Annotated in this window: 20 protein-coding genes and 1 tRNA gene; 14 read left to right on the top strand and 7 right to left on the bottom strand. The window is 66.2% G+C overall.

Annotated features, from left to right (window positions below; genetic code table 11):
* Together AC1DIX_RS20025 and AC1DIX_RS20020 are read left to right on the top strand one after the other, a co-directional pair.
* Positions 1 to 339 (top strand): P-II family nitrogen regulator, encoded by a 339-nt coding sequence (locus AC1DIX_RS20025; protein WP_477250644.1) that lies wholly within the window; start codon positions 1 to 3, stop codon positions 337 to 339.
* A gap of 118 nt (positions 340 to 457) precedes the next feature.
* Positions 458 to 799 carry a response regulator gene (locus AC1DIX_RS20020; protein ID WP_477326791.1) on the top strand — a complete coding sequence of 114 codons (342 nt, stop codon included), beginning with the start codon at positions 458 to 460 and terminating at the stop codon, positions 797 to 799.
* Positions 800 to 805: 6 nt separating this feature from the next.
* Here AC1DIX_RS20020 and AC1DIX_RS20015 read toward each other — a convergent pair whose 3' ends face one another.
* The 4 genes from AC1DIX_RS20015 to trxB form a co-directional block, all read right to left on the bottom strand.
* Complete coding sequence (locus tag AC1DIX_RS20015; protein ID WP_477326789.1) at positions 806 to 1,411, bottom strand: trimeric intracellular cation channel family protein; 606 nt, start codon at positions 1,409 to 1,411, stop codon at positions 806 to 808.
* Positions 1,412 to 1,466: 55 nt separating this feature from the next.
* Positions 1,467 to 3,686, bottom strand: coding sequence for an ATP-binding protein (locus AC1DIX_RS20010; RefSeq protein ID WP_477326787.1), 2,220 nt, complete (start codon positions 3,684 to 3,686; stop codon positions 1,467 to 1,469).
* A gap of 126 nt (positions 3,687 to 3,812) precedes the next feature.
* Positions 3,813 to 4,493, bottom strand: a complete 681-nt coding sequence (locus AC1DIX_RS20005; protein ID WP_477326785.1) for a Smr/MutS family protein — start codon at positions 4,491 to 4,493, stop codon at positions 3,813 to 3,815.
* A 57-nt stretch (positions 4,494 to 4,550) separates the two neighbouring features.
* Entirely contained in the window at positions 4,551 to 5,504 is a 954-nt protein-coding gene (gene trxB / locus AC1DIX_RS20000; protein WP_477326783.1) for a thioredoxin-disulfide reductase, read from the bottom strand.
* Positions 5,505 to 5,688: 184 nt separating this feature from the next.
* Here trxB and AC1DIX_RS19995 point away from each other — a divergent pair, with 184 nt between their 5' ends.
* From AC1DIX_RS19995 to AC1DIX_RS19965, 7 genes are all read left to right on the top strand, one after another.
* Positions 5,689 to 8,340, top strand: coding sequence for a DNA translocase FtsK (locus tag AC1DIX_RS19995; RefSeq protein WP_477326781.1), 2,652 nt, complete (start codon positions 5,689 to 5,691; stop codon positions 8,338 to 8,340).
* Between the two features lie 38 nt (positions 8,341 to 8,378).
* Complete coding sequence (gene lolA, locus AC1DIX_RS19990) at positions 8,379 to 9,023, top strand: outer membrane lipoprotein chaperone LolA (RefSeq protein WP_477326779.1); 645 nt, start codon at positions 8,379 to 8,381, stop codon at positions 9,021 to 9,023.
* Positions 9,020 to 9,640, top strand: a complete 621-nt coding sequence (locus AC1DIX_RS19985) for an energy transducer TonB (protein ID WP_477326777.1) — start codon at positions 9,020 to 9,022, stop codon at positions 9,638 to 9,640. The genes lolA and AC1DIX_RS19985 overlap by 4 nt, the downstream gene beginning before the upstream one ends.
* 48 nt (positions 9,641 to 9,688) lie before the next feature.
* Positions 9,689 to 11,014 carry a replication-associated recombination protein A gene (locus AC1DIX_RS19980; protein ID WP_477326775.1) on the top strand — a complete coding sequence of 442 codons (1,326 nt, stop codon included), beginning with the start codon at positions 9,689 to 9,691 and terminating at the stop codon, positions 11,012 to 11,014.
* A 152-nt stretch (positions 11,015 to 11,166) separates the two neighbouring features.
* On the top strand, positions 11,167 to 11,391 hold the full coding sequence (locus AC1DIX_RS19975) for a hypothetical protein (RefSeq protein WP_442123217.1): 225 nt from the start codon (positions 11,167 to 11,169) through the stop codon (positions 11,389 to 11,391).
* Between the two features lie 110 nt (positions 11,392 to 11,501).
* Positions 11,502 to 12,797, top strand: coding sequence for a serine--tRNA ligase (serS, locus tag AC1DIX_RS19970; RefSeq protein WP_477326773.1), 1,296 nt, complete (start codon positions 11,502 to 11,504; stop codon positions 12,795 to 12,797).
* An 80-nt stretch (positions 12,798 to 12,877) separates the two neighbouring features.
* Positions 12,878 to 12,967: transfer RNA gene (locus AC1DIX_RS19965), tRNA-Ser, on the top strand.
* A 62-nt stretch (positions 12,968 to 13,029) separates the two neighbouring features.
* Here AC1DIX_RS19965 and AC1DIX_RS19960 read toward each other — a convergent pair.
* A complete protein-coding gene (locus AC1DIX_RS19960) occupies positions 13,030 to 13,998 on the bottom strand; it encodes a methyltransferase (RefSeq protein WP_477326771.1) in 969 nt (322 codons plus the stop codon).
* Between the two features lie 191 nt (positions 13,999 to 14,189).
* Between AC1DIX_RS19960 and AC1DIX_RS19955 the strand changes: the two genes are divergently transcribed.
* From AC1DIX_RS19955 to AC1DIX_RS19935, 5 genes are all read left to right on the top strand, one after another.
* Entirely contained in the window at positions 14,190 to 14,375 is a 186-nt protein-coding gene (locus tag AC1DIX_RS19955) for a hypothetical protein (RefSeq protein WP_442123214.1), read from the top strand.
* A gap of 15 nt (positions 14,376 to 14,390) precedes the next feature.
* Entirely contained in the window at positions 14,391 to 15,260 is an 870-nt protein-coding gene (gene ypfJ / locus AC1DIX_RS19950; RefSeq protein ID WP_477326769.1) for a KPN_02809 family neutral zinc metallopeptidase, read from the top strand.
* A gap of 223 nt (positions 15,261 to 15,483) precedes the next feature.
* On the top strand, positions 15,484 to 16,668 hold the full coding sequence (locus AC1DIX_RS19945; RefSeq protein WP_442123212.1) for a zinc-dependent alcohol dehydrogenase: 1,185 nt from the start codon (positions 15,484 to 15,486) through the stop codon (positions 16,666 to 16,668).
* Positions 16,669 to 16,677: 9 nt separating this feature from the next.
* Positions 16,678 to 17,253, top strand: coding sequence for a hypothetical protein (locus AC1DIX_RS19940; protein WP_477326767.1), 576 nt, complete (start codon positions 16,678 to 16,680; stop codon positions 17,251 to 17,253).
* Between the two features lie 211 nt (positions 17,254 to 17,464).
* Entirely contained in the window at positions 17,465 to 19,252 is a 1,788-nt protein-coding gene (locus tag AC1DIX_RS19935) for a M4 family metallopeptidase (protein ID WP_477326765.1), read from the top strand.
* 12 nt (positions 19,253 to 19,264) lie between these two features.
* On the opposite strand, the gene AC1DIX_RS19930 is transcribed toward AC1DIX_RS19935, so the two are convergent.
* Together AC1DIX_RS19930 and AC1DIX_RS19925 are read right to left on the bottom strand one after the other, a co-directional pair.
* Positions 19,265 to 19,969: a M23 family metallopeptidase gene (locus tag AC1DIX_RS19930; protein WP_477326763.1), complete on the bottom strand. Its 705-nt coding sequence runs from the start codon at positions 19,967 to 19,969 to the stop codon at positions 19,265 to 19,267.
* Positions 19,970 to 20,023: 54 nt separating this feature from the next.
* A complete protein-coding gene (locus AC1DIX_RS19925; RefSeq protein ID WP_477326761.1) occupies positions 20,024 to 21,208 on the bottom strand; it encodes a L,D-transpeptidase family protein in 1,185 nt (394 codons plus the stop codon).
* Positions 21,209 to 21,340 lie beyond the last annotated feature (132 nt).

Below are 21,340 nucleotides of genomic sequence, written 5' to 3'. Positions count from 1 at the left end.
ATGAAACAGATTACCTGCGTAATCAAACCCTTCAAGCTGGACGAAGTGCGCGAGGCGCTGGCGGAAGTGAACGTCACCGGCCTCACCGTGACCGAGGTGAAGGGCTTCGGCCGCCAGAAGGGCCATACAGAGCTGTACCGTGGCGCCGAGTACGTGGTCGATTTTTTGCCAAAAGTAAAAATCGAGGTGGTGGTCGACGATTCGATGACCGAGCAGGTGGTGGATGCCATCATCAAGGCCGCGCGCACCGGCAAGATCGGCGACGGCAAGATCTTCGTGCAGGAAGTCGAGCAGGTGATCCGGATCCGTACCGGCGAAACCGGCGCGGACGCGGTCTGAGCCTGCTTCCGTCAATTCGATCAAATCCGCTTGTCGTTCAGACCAGGCTCATGTTACATTTCCATTTTGAAATGTCACATTGGCCTGGGCGGCCATTCAGCATGCGGATGAGTCTACGGTGAAGCATATCCTGGTAGTCGACGATGAAGAAGCGGTAGGGTACGTGTTCGAGCGCTACCTGGCTATCAAGGGTTACCGGGTGTCGGTGGCTTACAGCGGAGAACAGGCGCTGGCGGCCTTCGAGGCCGACCGGCCCGACCTGGTGGTCACCGACTACAAGATGCCCGGCATGAACGGCGCCGAGCTGCTGCTGCGCCTGCGCGCCATCGATCCCGCCCTGCCGGCGGTCATGATTTCGGCAAATCCCATCGAGGTCGGCCCGACCCTGGAGGGCATCCGCTTCTTCCCCAAGCCGGTGTCGCTGGAGACCCTGGTCGAGCATATCGGCACCGTCATCTGAGCCGCCTCAGCGCCCCACCTGCAGGTTGAACTTCCAGGTCAGCAGGCGCAGGCCGCTGATGAAGAAGGCGCTCGACCACAGCGCGAACTCGCGCGGTACGCCATACATCCCCATCAGCAGGAACATCCAGCTGCCGAGGAAGGCGCAGATCGCATAGGGCTTGCCGTCGCGGAAGACCATCGGCACCTCGTTGCACACGATGTCGCGCAGCACCCCGCCGAAGATCCCGGTGATCACCCCCATCATCGAGGCGATGAACAGCGGCATATTCGCTTCCATCGCCGCCGATGCGCCCGCCACCGAGAACAATCCCAGCCCGAAGGCGTCGGCGATCACGATCAGGCGTTCGGAAACGATGTGCCGCAGGGTGCGCATCAGGGGCGAAGCCACCAATGCCAGTACGAAGATCAGGATCGCGTACTCCTGGTGCTGGACCCAGAACAGCGGTCTTCGGTCGAGCAGGATGTCGCGCAGGGTGCCGCCGCCGAATGCGGCGATGAAGGCGACGGTGAATACGCCGACCAGGTCCATGCGCTTGCGCCTCGCTTCGATGAAGCCGGAGAACGCGGCGACCAGGACCGCCGTGATTTCGATAATGGTGACCAGTCTCATGCAATGTGGGCAAGTGGCAACGTTGCTAGACTAACATGCCGAGCCCGACATTGGCTTATTCCTGGGCTGCGAGCGGCAGGTGCACCGTGAATGTGACCGCGCCGGTGCCCTGGCCGCCGGCGCCGGCCTGGTGGCGGTAGGCGATCTCACCCTGGTGCTCGCGCACGATCTGCTGGGCAATATAGAGGCCCAGGCCCATGCCGGTGCGGTTGCGCGGATTGTTCAGCGAGCTGCGCTTGAAGGGATTGAACAGGCCGGACTCGATCTCGTGCGGGATCGGCGCACCGGCATTCGCGATGCAGACCTCTGCCCGGCCGTCGACGCGGCGCAGCAGGATCTCGATCGGCTGATTCGGCTCGCCATGGTGGCGCGCATTGCTCAGCAGGTTGGACAGCACCTGGCCCAGGCGGCCGCTGTCGGCCATGACCACGGCCGGGCCATCGATCTTCAGCTCGTAGACGATGGTCGGGTAGGCCAGGCGGGCCTCCTCGACCATGTCCTCGACCAGCGCCGCCAGGTCGACCCGCTCCAGCGCCACGCCGAGGCCCATGCCGCGGTCGATGCGGCTCATGTCCAGCACCTGGCCGATCATGCGCTGCATGCGGTTGCTGGACGACTGGATGCGGCGTCCCAGGGTGCCGCCCTTGCTGGCGCTGTCGGTCTTTTCCAGCACGATGCCGGCCATGTTGATCGAGTGCAGAGGGTCGCGCAGGTCGTGGCCCAGCATCGCCAGCAGCTGGGCGCGCGTCGCTTCGGTCTGGGCGCGGCGCGCGTTCGAGACCCGGGCCAGTTCGCCCAGGGTCATGCGGGCATGGATCAGGACGCCATCTTCCCATTCGTGGGCGCAGCCGCGCACGGTTTCATGCCAGGCGTCGAAGGAGCCGCGCGGCGTCAGGCGCTCGCCCATCGGGCCGAACTGGCCGCTCTTGTGCGGCTTGCCGCCCCAGGCGACTTCCTCGATCTGCTCGTGGCGCAGCAGCAGGCACCAGCCCTTGCTGGGCGGGTCGTAGGGCAGGCCCAGCATGCCGGCCCATTTGCCGAGGCCGGCGCGCGCAGTGTCCGGCCAGTCGGCGGCGCACTRGCGCACCAGCAGCTCGTGGACATCGTCCGGCAGGGTGGCGACGATGGCCTCGCCGCTGGCCTGGTCGATGCCGCGGCAGACGACGCGGTCGAACTGGGTCGCGATCATGGCCTGGGCGCGCGCCGCCACCAGCATGCCGTCGGCGTGTTCGATCAGCGCTTCGAGCGGATCTTCTTCCAGCAGCAGCGATTCGACCAGGCTGGTGCGGACCTTGGCGGCGCGCTCGACCAGCTCGGCGTCCTCGCGCGATTCCAGGCCCTGGATCGTCGACGCGATCACCTGGGCCAGCACGTCGGCCGCCATACGGATCGAGTAGGGCACGCGCTTCGGCCCCATGTGGTGGCAGGCGAGCAGGCCCCACAGGCGGCCGTTGATGACGATCGACACGCTCATCGAGGCGCCCACGCCCATGTTCTGCAGGTACTCGACGTGGATCGGCGAGACGCTGCGCAGCAGCGCGAAGCTCATGTCCAGCGGCGCGGCGCCAGGTGCGCCGACCAGGGGCACGGCGTGATAGGTGACGTCGGCGATCATGCGCAGGGTGTTCAGCACGTACAGGCGGCGCGCCTGCGGCGGGATGTCGCCGGCCGGATAGCGCTGGCCGAGGTAGGGCGTGAGGTCGTCGCGACGCGCCTCGGCCACCACGTCGCCGCTGTCGTCGGGGCGGAAGCGGTAGGCCATCACGCGGTCGAAGCCGGTGAACTCGCGCACCTGGCGCACGGCGGTGTCCAGCAGGGCGTCGACGCTCTTCTGGCGGCGCAGGCGGTCGATCGAGGAGTGGGCCTTGATGGCGAACTGGGCGACGGTGTCGGCGGCGACCTCGCGCGCCTCGAACTCGGCGATCACGCGGCCCTGGTGGGCATGCACCACGCAGTCGTATTCGCTGTCGCCGACGGTAATCGCGGCAACCATCGGCATGGCCTCGCCCTCGCTCACGCTGTCCAGCGATTCCTGGATCAGCCCGGTGACTTCGGCCGGCAAGCCGAGTTCGCCGAAGGGCTTGGCGAGTTCGAGATGGGCGGCGAGGGCGGCGGGGGCGTTTTCGCTCCAGCCTTCGACCGCGCCGGCGGCGGTGAAGAAGATCAGTGCTCCGTGCGGCTGGATCGAACCCGGGATGTGGATCGGTTCATCTGCACAGTTGAGCAGGTCGACACGCATCGGGGCGCCCATCGGCACCGGAGATCTTGACTTCAATTCGCATCATCCCTTCTCATGCAAAACCACCATGGTTTCGCTAAGTGTGCATCTTACAGGTTTCAAACAAGGCATGCCGTGCGTTTTGCAAGCTGACGCGACAGGGAAGGGGTTTTGAATGAAGGCTTAATCGTCATTTAGCGCCGGGCGCAGCAGCACGATCAGGGCACCATGGCCGCCATCGGTGCGGCCGGCCACGCAGAAGGCGACCACCTCGGCGGTCTGCACCAGCCAGCTGTGCACCATGCCGCGCAGCACGGGCTCGCCGCCGGCGGAGCCGTAGCCGACGCCGTGGATGATGCGCACGCAGCGCACGCCGTTCTTGTTCGAGCGGCGCAGGAAGGCGTCGACCAGGCGCCGCGCCAGGTCGCGGGTATGGCCGTGCAGGTCCAGTTCGTCCTCGACCTGCCAGTGGCGTTTCCTGAGCTTCTTGACGACGTCGGGGCCGACGCCGGGGGCCGACCAGCTGAGGGTGGGATCTTCGTCGAGCAGGCCGTCGACGTCGAACTGGTCGGACAGCATCGACTCGCGCAGCACCGCCTCGATGTCTTCCTCGTGCAGCGGCGGACGCTGCGGGCCCGGCCCGGCGGCGCGGCGCTCGGCCTCCTGCACCGGGCGCCAGACGTAGCGGTCCGATTCCGGCATCGGCTTGACGTCCTTGACGGCCTCGCGGAACTCGACCGCGTTCGCCTTGTCGATGCGCTCGCGCCGCGCGCGCGCGGCCTTTTCGATGGCGCGCTGGCGCTGATCTTCCTTGAGCTGTTCGCGCAAGGATTTGAGATCGGAAAAGTCTTTCAGGCCCGCCACTTCATTTCACTCCTTTGTCATTCCCGGCATTGCCGGAGATGACCTCCCACCAAGTAATTACTCCAGCGCTTCCAGATAACGCTGCGCATCCAGCGCCGCCATGCAGCCCGTACCCGACGAGGTGATCGCCTGGCGATACACGTGATCCTGCACGTCGCCGGCCGCGAACACGCCCTCGACGCTGGTCGCCGTGGCCATGCCCTCGGTGCCGCTGCGGGTCTTGATGTAGCCGTTGTGCATCTCGAGCTGGCCGTCGAAGATGCCGGTGTTCGGCTTGTGGCCGATCGCCACGAACAGGCCGTGCACCGTGATGTCCTTGGTGGCGTCGCCGGCGCTCGACTTCAGGCGCAGGCCGGTCACGCCGCTGGCGTCGCCCAGCACCTCGTCCAAGGTCTGGTTCAGCTCCAGCACGATCTTGCCTTCCTCGACCTTGTGCATCAGGCGGTCGACCAGGATCGGCTCGGCGCGGAACTTGTCGCGGCGGTGGATCAGGGTCACCTTGCTGGCGATGTTGGACAGGTACAAGGCTTCCTCGACCGCGGTATTGCCGCCGCCGATCACCGCCACTTCCTGGTTGCGGTAGAAGAAGCCGTCGCAGGTGGCGCAGGCGGACACGCCCTTGCCCATGAATTCCTGCTCGCTCGGCAGGCCGAGGTACTGGGCCGAGGCGCCGGTCGCGATGATCAGGGCGTCGCAGGTGAACTCATGCGAATCGCCCACCAGGCGGATCGGCTTTTCGTTCAGAAAGGTCGTGTGGATGTGGTCGAACACGATCTCGGTATTGAAGCGCTCGGCGTGCTGCAGCAGGCGCTGCATCAGTTCGGGACCCTGGACGCCCAGCGGATCGCCCGGCCAGTTCTCGACGTCGGTCGTGGTCATCAGCTGGCCACCCTGCTCGACGCCGGTCACCAGCATCGGGCTCAGGTTGGCGCGTGCGGCGTAGACGGCGGCGCTGTAGCCGGCGGGGCCGGAACCGAGAATCAGGACTTTGGCGTGTTTGCGAGTGGTCATTGCAGGAATTCGTCTTATTGGTAAGGGAAGGGAACTGGGGCTGAAAAGCCACTTTATCAAGGGGATATGTGGCTCACATTATAGTCGATGATGCACACGGGCATGAATCGTGGGCCCGCTTGGCAATATATCGCTTAGAATGGTCGATCTTTGTAAGTTCCCAGCAGCATCGGTTTCAATCAGCATGAGTAAGAATAGTCAATCGACAACTTCGACCTATACCCGCAAGCCTGCGCCGCCCCGGCAGCCGATGCCCAACCGGCTGGTGCGCTTGCTGTCGGAAGCGCGCTGGCTGGCCACCGCCGTGGCACTGCTGTATTTCGTACTGATCCTGCTCAGCTATAACAAGGCGGATCCGGGCTGGTCGCACGAGAATGCGGTGCCCCACGTGGTCAACCTGGGCGGCCGCGCCGGCGCCTGGCTGGCCGACCTGCTGCTGTTCATCTTCGGCTTTTCCGCCTGGTGGCTGTGCGTCTGCTTCGCGCGCGCCGTGTGGAGGGGCTACCGGCGCCTGCACAACCGCTTCGTGATCGAGGCCGCCGAGCCGGAACCGGAGCACCAGGGCGAGACGGTGATCCGCTGGGTCGGCTTCGCCCTGATGTTCGCCGGCAGCGTCGGCCTCGAATACCTGCGCATGTGGACGCTGAAGGTGGAGCTGCCGCGCTCCCCCGGCGGCGTTCTGGGCCAGCTGATCGGCCATTCCGCCCACACCGCCTTCGGCTTCACCGGCGCGACCCTGCTCCTGCTGCTGCTGTTCGGCCTGGGCTTTTCCTGGTACTTCCAGGTGTCCTGGCTGGCGGTGGCCGAGCGCATCGGCGAATCGGTCGAGACCAGCCTCGCATGGTTCCGCCTGCGCTACGAAGACCGCGAAGACCGCCGCCAGGGCGAGGTTGCGGCCAGCCGCCGCGACGAAGTGGTGGTGAACGAGCGCGCCAAGTACGTCGAGAAGCATGCGCCGCCGGCCCCGAAGGCCTTGCCGGAGCCGGACGACGAGTCGGAGGACGCACCGGCGCCGGGCTTCCTGGCCAAGATGATGTCGAAGGTCGGCAAGGGCAAGGCCGAGAAGGCGGAGACCAAGGGCGAGGCCAAGCTCGAGCCGCGCGCCGAGCCGATGCTGGAAGACGAGGTCGACGAGGTCGACGAGGATGGCGTGGTGACGCCGCGGGCCCCGGCGCCGCGCGAACCCGCGTTCGCGCCGCCTGCCGCCGCCGAACCTGCGCCGCGCATCCCGGTATCGGCATCGGCCGCCGCGCCGGCGCCGATCAAGATCGAGCCCCAGGTGACCAGCGTGCCGCGCTCCGAACGCGCCGAGAAGGAAAGGCAGAACAAGCTGTTCGAAGGCATGCCGGGCGATTCGACCCTGCCGCCGCTCGGCCTGCTGGACGATGCGCCGCCGGCCCAGGAATCGGTGGCCATCGAAACCCTGGAATTCACCAGCCGCCTGATCGAGAAAAAGCTGTCCGACTTCGGCGTCGAAGCCAAGGTGGTGGCCGCCTATCCGGGCCCGGTCGTGACCCGCTACGAGATCGAGCCGGCCACCGGCGTCAAGGGCAGCCAGATCGTCAACCTGGCGCGCGACCTGGCGCGTTCGCTGTCGCTGACGTCGATTCGCGTGGTCGAGACCATCCCCGGCAAGAACTACATGGCGCTGGAGCTGCCGAATCCGAAACGCCAGATCGTGCGCCTGACCGAGATCCTCGGCTCCAAGGTCTACGGCGACAGCGCTTCCAGCCTCACCGTCGCGCTGGGCAAGGACATCGCCGGCAAGCCGGTRATCGCCGACCTGGCCAAGATGCCCCACCTGCTGGTGGCGGGTACTACCGGTTCCGGTAAGTCGGTCGGCATCAACGCGACGATCCTCTCGCTGTTATATAAAGCCGACCCGGACGATGTGCGCCTGATTCTCATCGACCCGAAGATGCTGGAGATGTCGGTCTACGAAGGCATCCCGCACCTGCTGGCGCCGGTCGTGACCGACATGCGCCAGGCCGGCCACGCTCTGAACTGGGCGGTGAACGAGATGGAGCGCCGCTACAAATTGATGAGCAAGCTGGGCGTGCGTAACCTGGCCGGCTACAACGGCAAGATCCTGGAAGCGGCCAAGCGCGAAGAGCACATCCCGAACCCGTTCTCGCTGACCCCGGACGCGCCGGAACCGCTGGACAAGCTGCCGACCATCGTCATCATCATCGACGAGCTGGCCGACCTCATGATGGTGGTCGGCAAGAAGGTCGAGGAACTGATCGCCCGTATCGCGCAGAAGGCGCGTGCCGCCGGTATCCACCTGATTCTGGCGACCCAGCGTCCGTCGGTGGACGTGATCACGGGCCTGATCAAGGCGAACATCCCGACCCGTATCGCGTTCCAGGTGTCGTCGAAAATCGACTCGCGCACCATTCTCGACCAGATGGGCGCCGAGACCCTGCTGGGCATGGGCGACATGCTCTACATGCCGCCGGGTACCGGCCTGCCGGTCCGCGTGCACGGCGCCTTCGTCTCCGACGACGAAGTGCATCGAGTTGTAAAACATCTGCAATCGACGGGCGAACCGAATTACATTGAGGGCATCCTCGAAGGCGGCGTGGCCGAGGAAGGCGGCGCCGACGGCGCGGTGGCGGGCGAGGGCGGCGGCGAATCCGACGCCCTGTACGACCAGGCCGTGCAGGTCGTGCTGAAGAACCGCAAGGCCTCGATCTCGCTGGTGCAGCGCCACCTGCGCATCGGCTACAACCGCGCGGCGCGCCTGATCGAGCAGATGGAGCAGAGCGGCCTGGTGTCGCCGATGCAGTCGAACGGCAACCGCGACATTCTGGTGCCTGCGACCAGCGCCGAATAATGTACGTCGCGTTTGCCCACCCTGCAAGGAACATATCGATGAAGAATATGACGCTGAAATTTTCCCTGGCCACCCTGCTGGCCGCAAGCTCGCTGGCCCTGAGCACCACCGCCTCCGCCAGCGCCCTCGAACAGTTCAAGAGCTTCGTCGCCGGCACCAAGTCCGCCCGCGGCGACTTCATCCAGACCCAGGTCCGCAGCAAGGCCGCCACCGGCAAGGCCCAGCCGGCATCAAGCGGGACCTTCGTGTTCGCCCGCCCCGGCAAGTTCATCTGGACTTACCAGAAGCCCTACGAGCAGGTGCTGCAGGCCGACGGCGAGACCCTCTATGTCTACGACAAGGACCTGAACCAGGTCACCACCCGCAAGCTCGGCAACGCCCTGGGCAGCTCGCCGGCCGCGATCCTGTTCGGCAGCAACGACCTGGAAAAGAACTTCACCCTGGTCGAAGCCGGCACCCGCGACGGCCTGGAATGGATGACGGCGACGCCGAAAGCCAAGGACACCACCTTCGAGCAGATCGGCATCGGCCTGAAGGACGGCGTGCCGCAGGCGATGGAGCTGAAGGATTCCTTCGGCCAGACCTCGGTGCTGAAGTTCACGAACTTCCAGCGCAATCCGCAGCTGGGCGCCCAGCAGTTCAAGTTCGAGGTGCCGAAGGGCGCCGACGTGGTGAACCAGTGAGACACGGCCTTGCGCTGCTGACGGCGGCGCTGGCCGCCTTTCATGCAGCGCCGGCCGCCGCCCGGATACCGCCGCCGCCCAAGGCCTGCGCCGCCGCGGAATACCCGCGCGAGGCGGTGCGCTACGAACTCGAAGGCATCACGACCCTGCGCTACCGGCTGGCCGCGGACGGCCGCGTGAGCGAAGTCCAGGTCGCCAGCTCGAGCGGCTGGGCGCTGCTCGACGCTGCCGCCATCCGCACCATCCGCTCCTGCAGGTTCACGCCCGCGGAAGCCGCGCGCGCACAAGGCGCGGCGCTGCCGGTGCAGTACGTCTGGCGCCTGAACGGCGGCGGTGTCCTGCGTCCCCACCTGGTGCCCGGCAGCTGCCCCGCGAGCGGCCGCTTCGCCGCCTTCCAGCCCTACGAGAACGCGTCCAGCGGTGCGGACGGGGTCAAGGTTCGCTTCGTCGTCGACGGCGCCGGCCAGGCGCGCGGCGTGAAGCTGGAAGGCGCCAGCCTGCCGCCGGAGAGCGCCGCCGCCCTGGTCAGCTATGTCGAAAGCTGCCGCTTCGGCTTCGACCCGGCCGTCAAGGGCGAGCGCACCGATACCGCCTACGGCCGGGTCTTGTTCCGCTGAGCCGCCGCACCGGCTGCCGGCCGCACGTCCATCGGCTACACTAAGCACATGGACAACCACGATTTATTCAAGGCCGAACCTTCGCCCCCGCTGGCCGAAGCCCTGCGGCCCAAAACCATCGCCGAGGTCATCGGCCAAAGCCATCTGCTGGGCCCGGGCAAGCCGCTGAACCTGGTGTTCCAGTCCGGCCGCCCGCACTCGATGATCCTGTGGGGTCCGCCGGGCGTCGGCAAGACGACCCTGGCGCGCCTGACCGCGAACGCCTTCGACTGCGAATTCATCGCGCTGTCGGCGGTGCTGTCCGGCGTGAAGGACATCCGCGCCTCCATCGAGCAGGCCGAGCACTACCTGGCCGGCGGCAAGCACACCATCCTCTTCATCGACGAGATCCACCGCTTCAACAAGTCGCAGCAGGACGCCTTGCTGCCGTTCGTGGAGAGCGGACTCGTGACCCTGATCGGCGCCACCACCGAGAACCCGTCCTTCGAAGTCAATTCGGCGCTGCTGTCGCGTTCCCAGGTGTATGTGCTGAAGGCGCTGAACGACGACGAGATGCGCCAGCTGTTGGCGCGCGCCCGGGAGCGGGTGCTGCAGAACCTGCAGTTCGACGAGGTGGCGGTCGACACCCTGGTCGGCTACGCGGACGGCGACGCGCGCCGCTTCCTCAACCTGCTCGAGCAGACCAAGACCTCGGCCGACACCGCCGGCGTCACGCGGATCACGCGCGAGTTCGTCGAGAACGCGCTGACCCTGAACGCGCGCCGCTTCGACAAGGGCGGCGACAACTTCTACGACCAGATATCCGCCTTGCATAAATCGGTGCGCGGCTCGCATCCGGACGCCGCCCTGTACTGGCTGTGCCGCATGCTGGACGGCGGCGCCGATCCCAAATACCTGTCGCGCCGTATCGTGCGCATGGCCTGGGAAGACATCGGCATCGCCGACCCGCGCGCGATCCAGCTCGCCAACGACGCCGCCGAGACCTTCGAACGCCTCGGTTCGCCCGAGGGCGAGCTGGCGCTGGGCCAGGCCGTGATCTACCTGGCGATCGCGGCCAAGAGCAATGCCGGCTACAACGCTTTCAACGCCGCCATGGCCTTCGTCAGGAAGGACAAGTCGCGCGAAGTGCCGGTCCACCTGCGTAATGCGCCGACCAAGCTGATGAAGGAGCTGGGCTACGGCCACGCCTACCGCTACGCCCACGACGAGCCGCACGCCTACGCGGCCGGCGAAACCTATCTGCCCGACGGCATGCCGGAGCCGGGCTGGTACCAGCCGGTGCCGCGCGGGATCGAGGCCAAGATCGCCGAGAAGCTGGCCTGGCTGCGCGGCCTGGACGACGAGGCGCGCGACGGCGGGGGCGGCGGAAGCTGAGCACGCTGCGGGCGCCGGAAAAGATCGCTTTTTCGCGTTTCATCCCGCATTTCGTGCGCTTTGTCGCATCTCGATGGAGTCCGAGGAGGGGAGTGGCTACAGTACCACCATACCGAAGCACCTCAACCAGACACTACACCAAGGACACCATCATGAAACTGCTCAAGAACCTCGAAGCCACCTTCCTCGTCGCCGCCGTCGTGACCAACTTCGCCAGCTACGCCGTCGCCTCGGCACAGGCACCGGAAGCGATGCGCGCCGCCCCGGTCGCCGCCGTGGTGAGCCCGGCCGTCAAAGCCGAAGTCAACCCGAAGGTGCCGGTGGTCGTGGTCAGGGCCCAGCGCCTGAGCGCCGCCGAAAAAGCGGCACTGAACTAAGACATTCCGAGCTGATTCTGTAATCGATCGATTACAAACTCGCGGACCTGGAGCTGTCGGCTTGGTACAATTGCGCATTCGATAAAACCAATCGCAACGCAAACCCCGACATGATTGACATCCAACTTCTCCGCAAAGACATCGACAACGTTGCAGCGCGCCTCGCGACCCGCAAATTCCAGCTCGACGTCGCCGGCTTCAATGCCCTCGAAGCCGAGCGCAAGGCGATCCAGACGCGCACCGAAGAACTGCAGGGCAAGCGCAACAGCCTGTCCAAGCAGATCGGCATGCTGAAGGGCAAAGGCGAAGACACCAGCGCCGTGATGGCGGAAGTGGCCGGCATCGGCGACGAACTGAAGGCCAACGAAGTGGCCCTGGCCCAGGTGCAGGAGAAGGTGGCGCGCTTCATGGAAGCGATCCCGAACCTGCCGCACGAGTCGGTGCCGGTCGGCCAGGACGAGTCGGGCAACGTCGAAGTGCGCAAGGTCGGCACGCCGCCTACCTTCGATTTCGAAGTGAAGGACCACGTCGACGTCGGCGCCCCGCTGGGCCTGGACTTCGACACCGCGACCAAGCTGACCGGCTCGCGCTTCTCGGTCATGAAGGGCGGCATCGCTAGATTGCACCGCGCGCTGGCCCAGTTCATGCTCGACACCCACACCGGCCAGCACGGCTATACCGAGTGCTACACCCCCTACATGGTCAACGCGGATTCGCTGCGCGGCACCGGCCAGCTGCCGAAGTTCGAGGAAGACCTGTTCGCCGTGAAGAAGGGCGGCGCGGAAGGCGAGGGCGAGAACTTCTACCTGATCCCGACCTCGGAAGTCTCGCTGACCAATATGGTGCGCGACGAGATCGTGGCGCTGGACTCGCTCCCGTTCAAGGTCACCGCCCACACCCCGTGCTTCCGTTCGGAAGCCGGCAGCTACGGCCGCGACACCCGCGGCATGATCCGCCAGCACCAGTTCGACAAGGTCGAGCTCGTGCAGGCCGTGCACCCGGAAAAATCGTACGAAGCGCTGGAAGAGATGGTCGGCCAGGCCGAGTTCATCCTGAAGAGCCTGGGCCTGCCTTACCGCGTGATGGCGCTGTGCACCGGCGACATGGGCTTCGGCGCCGCCAAGACCTACGACCTGGAAGTCTGGCTGCCGGCCCAGAACACCTACCGCGAGATCTCCTCGCTGTCGAACACCGAAGCCTTCCAGGCCCGCCGCATGCACGCCCGCTTCCGCAATGCCCAGGGCAAGCCGGAACTGCTGCACACCCTGAACGGCTCCGGCCTGGCAGTCGGCCGCACCCTGGTCGCCGTGCTGGAGAACTACCAGCAGCTCGATGGCAGCGTGGTGATCCCGGAAGTGCTGCGTCCGTACATGGGCGGCATCGAGCGCCTCGTTCCGGCTGCCTGAGCGGCTGCGTAAATAGCTCTTCCGTTTTCGCATCAGGCTGCTATAATGTGGCCTCTCGCGAATACAGCGACCGGTTACCAGGAGAGGTGGCAGAGTGGTCGAATGTACCTGACTCGAAATCAGGCGTACGGGTGACCGTACCGTGGGTTCRAATCCCACCCTCTCCGCCAGAACGAAAAAGGCTTCCTTCGGGGAGCCTTTTTTCATTCCTGCATGCCGGGAAGCAGTCTCGTCAAGTTGCCGTCCTGAGCACCGCATGCAGCCACACGGCCGCAATCCGCTCCACCCGCTCATACCCATCGCATTCCAGCTGCCCGCCAAAGATGTCCGGATCCAGCTCCTCATAGCGCCACTCCTCGCAGGACGCCTCCAGCAGCGGACGGATCGCGGACAGGAAGCGGTCCTCGCCGTCCACGATCGCGACGCCGGTGTAGAGCAGCAGGCTGCCGCCCGGATGCAGGCGCGCCAGGCCGGTCTTCACGATCTGGATCGACAGTTCGGCGCCGTGCTCGCCGCCGCCGTGGCGGTAGGGCAGTTCGTCGGCGTCGAGGATGTAGGGCGGGTTCGACATCACGACGTCGAAGTGGCCGTCGACGCCGTCCAGCAGGTTGCTGCGGCAGGGGATGAGCTTTGCGGCGCCGTTCAGCTCGGCATTGACGGCGGTGAGGGCCAGCGCATCGTCGTTGATGTCGGTGCCGTAGACGGTGGCGTCGGGGCAGCACAAGGCCAGCTCGATGGCGCCGGGACCGGCCCCGCAGCCGACGTCGACCGCGCGGCGTACCGGACGCCGCAGCAGGCTTGACGCCAGCGAACGGCGCAGCGCGGCCACATAGCGGTAGGTGTCGGGACCGAAGAAGACGGCGTCCTCGTCGTCGGTCGGCCAGGCGGAATGGAAGTACAGCTGGCGGCCGATGGTCGAGGCGCGCACTCGCGCGCGCCGGCCGGGCTCGCCGTCCTTTTCGATCTGCTCGCACAGCCCGGCCTCGACCAGCCGGGATTCGATCTCGTCCGGCACGGCGCCCGCCCGCCAGGGACGGCTCCAGCCGAGCACGCCGCGCAGGTCGTGGGCCCAGGCGTTCTCCGCGCGGCGGTTGACGCGCCTCTGGGTGGCCGGGGTGACGGTGACGAAGCGGTAATCCCGGTCGCGCAGCTGGCGGCCGAGGGCGACGAGGGCGGAAGGGGCGCGCAGATGCAAGGTCATTGCGCCAGCATGGCGTCGGCGCACACGGGTCTCCGTGCGTTAGCGTACATAGTGGCGTCATCGGCTAAAATCCTGAACCAGGGAAAACCCGATGCACTATGTGAAGGCTCGTACATACCCGGCCGGTACCTCCGCGCATACTGCGGCAACGGGCTGGGCGATGGCACCGGCCTACTTCACCAAGGATAGCCATGAGTACGAAACTGCCGAATGTCTCCACCCGCGACCGCATCGAGCGCGAAGTCGAACGCGAGCGCCATGAGCGCCATCTGCACGACGAGCGGCGTGCCGGGCTGGCGGTCGACGAGGAATTCCGGAACAAGGATGTCCGCGAACAGGCGGGCGTGGTGGGCCAGAGGCGGCCCATCGGAAAGTAAAGCAAGGAGAACGATATGCGTTGGGAAGGCGATGAACAGAGCAGTAATGTAGAAGACCGCCGCGGCAGTGGCGGCGGCGGTTTCGGCATCGGCGGCGGCACGGTGGGGATCGGCACGATCGTCATCGCGCTGCTCGGTTCCTGGTTCTTCGGCGTGTCGCCGGGCACCATCCTGAGCCTGCTGTCCGGCGGCGGCTCGCCCGCGCAGGTGCAGCAGGCGCCGTCCCATCCGCCCGCCACCGACCGCGAGACCCAGTTCGTCCGCACCGTGCTGCGCTACACCGAAACCACCTGGACCCAGATCTTCAAGGCCAACGGCGCCACCTACACGCCGCCGGTGCTGGTCCTGTACGACGAGCGCACGCCGACCGGCGGCTGCGGCACCGGCCAGGCCGCCGTCGGCCCCTTCTACTGCCCGGCGGACCGCAAGGTCTATATCGACCTGACCTTTTTCCGCATGATGCAGCAGCGCTTCCACGTGGGCGGCGAATTCACCCAGGCCTACGTGATCGCGCACGAGGTCGGCCACCACGTGCAGAACCTGCTGGGCATCTCGGGCAAGGTCGACGGCATGCGCCGGCGCCTGTCCGAGACCGAGGCGAACGCGCTGTCGGTGCGGGTCGAGCTGCAGGCCGACTGCTTCGCCGGCGTGTGGGCCTACCACACCAACGAAGCCAAGCAGATCATCGAGCAGGGCGACGTCGAATCGGCCCTGGCCGCCGCCACCGCGATCGGCGACGATGCCCTGCAGCGCCAGTCGCGCGGCGAGGTGGTGCCGGATTCCTTCACCCACGGCACCTCGGCGCAGCGGGTGCGCTGGTTCAAGCGCGGGTTGGAGACCGGCTCGGTCAATCAATGTAACACCTTCGACRCTCGTCAACTCTGACGCCGGCTTTGCAGCAGCGCCACGGCCGCCAAGTGCGGCCGTTTTCTATTGGAATTAAATATAGTTCCTTTTAAAAACAAAGAACTAACTGAAGCAAAAAAGTTGTCCAGAAACCCGTGTTCGTTTCCGTGCGCGTATCGCCTTCCTTGGCGTTTTGACATAACTTCGTGTCCAAGTGCCCATTCCTGAGCTGTGGGCCGTCAACCAATCCCGAGGAGGACATATGCTGGCAATGAATTACCGGGGGCCATATCGCGTCCGTGCCGACCACAAGCCCGATCCCATGATCGAGCATCCTGGCGACGCCATCGTGCGCGTGACGCGTACCTGCATCTGCGGTTCCGACCTGCACCTGTACCATGGCATGGTGCCCGATACCCGCGTCGGCCATACCTTCGGCCACGAGTTCATCGGCGTGGTCGAGGACGTCGGTTCGGAAGTGCAGACACTGAAACCCGGTGACCGCGTGATGGTGCCGTTCAACCTGTTCTGCGGCTCCTGCTTCTACTGCCAGCACGAATTGTTCGGCAACTGCCACAACACGAATCCGGAAGCCACCGCGGTCGGCGCCATCTACGGTTACTCGCACACCGCCGGCGGCTACGACGGCGGCCAGGCCGAGTACGTGCGCGTGCCGATGGCCGACGTCGGCCCGATGCTGATCCCGGACGACATCCACGACGACGACGCCGTGCTGCTGACCGACGTCACGCCGACCGGCTACCAGGCCGCCGAGATGGGCGACATCAGCGAAGGCGACACCGTGGTCATCTTCGGCGCCGGCCCGATCGGCCTGCTGGCCGCCAAGTCGTCCTGGCTGATGGGGGCGGGGCGCGTGATCGTGGTCGACGAGCTCGAGTACCGCCTCGAATTCGCCAAGCGCTGGGCCCAGTGCGAAGTGGTGAACTTCCGCGAAGTCAACGACATGGCCGAGCACATCAAGAAGATGACGGACTGGATGGGCGCCGACGTCTGTATCGACTGCGTGGGCGGCGACGCCGCCGGCTCGATCGCCCAGACCCTGACCGGGCGCCTGATGAAGATGCAGGCCGGTTCCTCGACCGTGCTGCACTGGGCCATCAACTCGGTGCGCAAGGGCGGCAATGTCTCGATCGTCGGCGTGTATGGCCCGACCTTCAACATGGTCCCGATGGGCAATGTCCTGAACAAGGGCCTGACGATCCGCGCCAACCAGGCCAGCGTGAAGCGCCACCTGCCGCGCCTGATCGAGCACATCCGTGAAGGCCGCCTGAGCCCGAAAGACATCATCACCCACCGGGTGCCGCTGGAAGAGGTGGCGGATGCCTACCACATCTTTTCGAGCAAGCTCGACGACTGCATCAAGACCGTCCTGATCCCGCCGCGCGCCCACGAGGTCCGCGCCGTTCAGGCCAGCGCACTGCATTAAGGAGCCCCCATGCAAACTTCCGATCAAGTCGATCCGCATTCGCACCAGCACCACCACCGCGGCCACGCCGACGAGCACCAGAACGACTACCCGATGGTGCCGCAGCGGCCGACCCGCGAACAGCTGTCCCACATCCACGGCTGGGGCGCCGACCTGGACCGCAAGAACCGTCCGGCGGTGCCGATGGAGCGCACCCCGCCGCGCTTCATCCACGCCCATGAGGGCAAGCTGACGCAGCAGCCGGAAAACGTCGAGATCCTGGTCTCGACCGAGCGTCCCGGCATCACCCCGATCTTCGGCACCGCCCAGCCGCCGAAGGGCCTGTCCGGCATGCTGCGCCGCCTGGCCTTCCGCTGGTCCGAGAACGACATGCGCCACTGGCTGATCCTGCTGGCGGCCGACCGCGTCAACGTGGTCGAAGGTGTCGGCGAAGACCTGGCCAGGGGCAAGGTGCCGAACGTGCTGGCCGAGATGGGCATCAAGTCCGAATGGCAGCACAACAAGGCTGGCCTGGTGAAGAAGGCGGCGATTGCCACTGCCGTTGTCGGTACGGCGGTGTACCTGATGCGGCGTCGGGATCGCTGAAACACCGGCTGCGCTGAGTCTCCGTCATCCCCGCGAAAGCGGGGGCGACGGTCAAGTACCAAAAGTACCGTCCCACGATACGCCCCACGGCGCTTCCCGCGCGCCGTGGGGCTTTTTGCGTTCGAGCAAATCCTTGAACGGAAGCTCGTCCACACTCTGATGGTGCCCAAAGCAGAGCTTGCTTACGGCTGTCCAACCGAATGGAGGCGAGATGAAACACCCTTCCCGCAAACTGCTGGCGGCGTCGATCGGCGCCGCTTCCTGTCTGGTCTGCCTGGCCTGCCTGCCGCTGGCGGCGGCGCCGCTTCCCCTGACGATGATGAGCGCGCCGGTCAAGGTCACGCCGCAGGCCAGCGCCGGCATCGTCGCCCAGCTCGAGGCGCGCCGGGCCCAGCGCGGCCTGGACGCGCGCCATGGCTTCGCGGTGCTGAGCCAGCATCCCGGCATGCAGGGCACCCAGGTCGCGCGCGTCGCCCACACCTGGAAGGGCGTGCCCATCTTCGGCTCGGAGTCGGTGGTGGTGCTCGGTCCGAACGGGAAGATCCAGTCCGAGTCGGCCTCCGAACGCCGTGCCGGTCTCGGCAAGAGCGCCCCGGGCGCCGCCACCGGCGGTCCCGGCAGCGACTTCAGCGTGGTGCCGGCGATCTCGTCCAGACAAGCGATCGACGCCGCCCTCGGCTCGCTCGGCGCCAACGCCAGCCACGTGGCGCCGCCGAGCGCCGAACTGATCATCTACCCGGTGCTGCGCACCGAGCGCACCGCCGCCGCGCGCGACAAGCCGGAGTATGAGCTGAACGCCCTCGACGTCGAGGACGTCGTCGACCACTACGAGCTGGCCTACCTGGTCCACACCCGCATGCACGCCGGCGAGAAGCCGGTCTACCACGACACCGTGGTCAGCGCGCGCGACGGCAGCATCCTCGACCAGTGGAGCATGCTGCAGACGGTGACCGGTGTCGGCAAGAGCCAGTACAACGGCGAGGTGCCGATCAACACCACCCTGGTCGACGGCAAGTACAAGATGATCGACGATACGCGCGGCACCGGCGGCATGTTCGGCGCGATGGCGATCACCAACGCCAACAACACCTCCAAGGCCGGCAATGTCTACGTCAACGACAGCAATACCTGGGGCGACGGCAAGAACTACATTCGCGGCGGGTCGACCACGGACGCCAACGGCCAGACCGCGGCGGTGAACGCCATGTGGGGCCTGATGAACACCTACGACACGCTGAAGAACGTCTTCGGCTGGCAGTCGCTGGACGGCCACAATACGGCCACCTACATCGCGGCCCACGTCAACACCGCCTACGACAACGCCTACTACAGCGACACCTGCCGCTGCATGTTCATCGGCGACGGCTCCAGCTTCTACAGCCTCGGCTCGATCGACGTGATCGGCCACGAGATGGGCCACGGCGTCACCGCCGCCACCTCGAACCTGATCTACTCGGGCGAATCGGGCGGCCTGAACGAATCGGCCTCCGACATCAACGGCGAAGTGGTCGAAGCCTATGCGCGCGCCGGCGGCAAGGGCGACACGATACCAAGCGAGGGCAACGACTGGGTACTGGGCAAGGAGATCAGCAAGAACGGCACGCCGCTGCGCTGGATGTACAAGCCGAGCAAGGACGGCAGCAGCCCGGATGCCTGGAGCACCTCGCTCAGGCGCATCGATGTGCACTACAGCAGCGGCCCGAACAACCGCATGTTCTACTTCCTGTCGCAAGGCTCGAACGCGGACAGGGCCAGCGACTACTACAGCAGATACCTGGTCAAGAATCCGGCGGCGATGAGCGGCATCGGCCTCGACAAGGCCTACCGGATCTGGTTCAAGGCCAACACCACCAAGTTCACCTCGAGCACCAATTACGCCGATGCGCGCACCAGGATGATCGAGTCGGCCGAGGAGTTGTACGGCAAGGGCAGCCGCGAGGCCATCGCCGTCCAGCGGGCCTATGCGGCGATCAATGTTGGGGCGGACGTGGACGAGTAAGCAGGCCTGTGTTCACTCGCCCAGCAGCGGATAGGGATTCACCGGGGTCCCTTTCCACCACTGCTTCTCGGGCGTCAGCTCGAACACGGCAAAGTGCAGGTGGGGCGCGTTCGGATCCGCATTGCCGGTGCTGCCCACATAGCCGATCAGGTCGCCGCGCTTGACGTCCATGCCTTCCTTCAGGCCCTCGGCGTAGCGGTCCAGGTGGGCGTAGTAGTAGGCGTATTTTTCGGTGGGATCGAACTCGTAGACGGTCAGGCCGCCCGGCTTGCTGGTGAACAGCTTGGCGATCTTGCCGTCGGCCGTGGCCAGCACCTTCGTGCCCTTGGGCGCCATGATGTCGAGCGCTTCGTGGTGGCGCTCGGTGCCGCGTGGCTGGTCGAAGTTGTCCTTGATGCTGGCCAGGCTCATGCCCTCGACCGGCACCATCAGCTTGCCGGAGGGGGCGGGCGCAGACGGGACGCCGGTATCGGCCGGCAGTGCCGTGACCGAGGGACGCAGCGGCAAATCGAGTTCGGTGAGGTCGGGCGTGACCTTGGGCGCCGGCGGCAGCCTGCTCTCGATGTCCGGCCCGGCCGGGGCGGGCAGGGAGCCCGTGTTCACCTGGGCTTGCGCCTGCGTCGTCGCCGGCGCTTCATGCGGCACCTGGCGCAGCCAGGCAAACAGGCCGCCCGCGCCCACCACCACGCCGAGCAGGAAGGTCAACAGCCATCTCATCGCGATCTCCTTGTTGTTGGTATTTTTCGTTGTGATACTGATTCCGTTAAGTATTTACTCCGTTAATACGACTTCCGTTCCCTTCTGCACCAGTCCGGCGACCTCGGCCGCGCTCCAGTTGGTCAAGCGGATGCAGCCGTGCGACTCGGTCTTGCCGACCAGGCCGGGCACCGGCGTGCCGTGGATGCCGTAGTGGGGAATCGACAGGTCGATCCAGGCCACACCGACCGGATTGTTGGGGCCGGCCGCGATCTTCGCCTTGGCGTCGCCGGGCTTGGCGTCCCAGAACAGCTTGGGGTTGTAGTTGTAGGTCGGGTTGCGCGCCACGCCGTCGATCTTCCAGTTGCCAATCGGGAGCGGGTCGTGCTCGCTGCCGGTCGAGGCCGGATATTGGGCGATCGGGCGGCCGCTAGCGTCTTCCAGGGTCAGGATGTGGGCCTCGCGCGAGACCACGACGCGGGCCGCCGGCGGCAGGGTCGGGGTGCCCATCACATTCGGCACCATGATCTGTTCGCCGGCGCGGCTGAGGTTCTTGCCCTTGTTGAGCTTCTCGATCAGGGCCGGGCTGGCGTGGAATTTCTCGCCCAGGCCTTCCTGCACGGTGGCGTAGCCGAGGGTGGGCAGCTTGGCCTTTTCCATCATGTCCTCGGGGACGGGGCGGAAGGGGCCGGCGACGTCGGCGTCGGCCAGCGTGTAGGTGACCAAGGTGGGCGCGTTGTCGGCGTTCAGCGCTTGCCAGGTGGCGTCGTCGAGCTTGCCCGTCACCGGCAGGCCGCGCGCCTTCTGGAAGCCGGACAGCGCCTGTTTCATGTTGGAGCCGAAGGCGCCGTCGATCTCGCCCGGCGAGAAGTGGGCACGGTCGAGCAGGACCTGGGCGCGCAGGCGGCGGTCGAATTTGGTGGCGACGCCGGCCGGCGCCGCGCCTTCGGTGGCGCTGACAGGGGCTTGCTGCGCCGATGCCTGATCGGGCGTCTGGGCGGGCATGGGCGCTGGCGTTTGCGCGGGCGCCTGTGTGGACGCAGGTGTCTGGGCTGGCGTCGAAGCGGCTTCCACGGCGCTGGTCTGCGCACGCGCGGCGGCGGCGGTCTGGGCGTTGGCGGCCGAGGCGGCGGCGACGCGCGACTGCACGGTCGGCTGCGCCGGCTGCTTGTTCTTGACGAGATAGGCCTGCTGGGCACCGGCGGCAGCGCAGACGCTGCCAAGGAGAACGGCCAGGGCGGGGGCAGTAAAGTATTTCATTGGCTTCCTGCATTACTTGCATATGGAAACCTCAGCGTAGTGCCGCCCTGGGCAAGGGTCTGTGCGCAAACGAACTCATCGTCCGGCTGAGTAAGCCGGCATCCGGACAGGTACAATCGGCAGCATCATGAG

The organism is Massilia sp. 05N420 (assembly GCF_056397205.1).
Note: the sequence above shows the minus strand (reverse complement) of the source record. Positions and strands in the feature narration are given on the sequence as shown.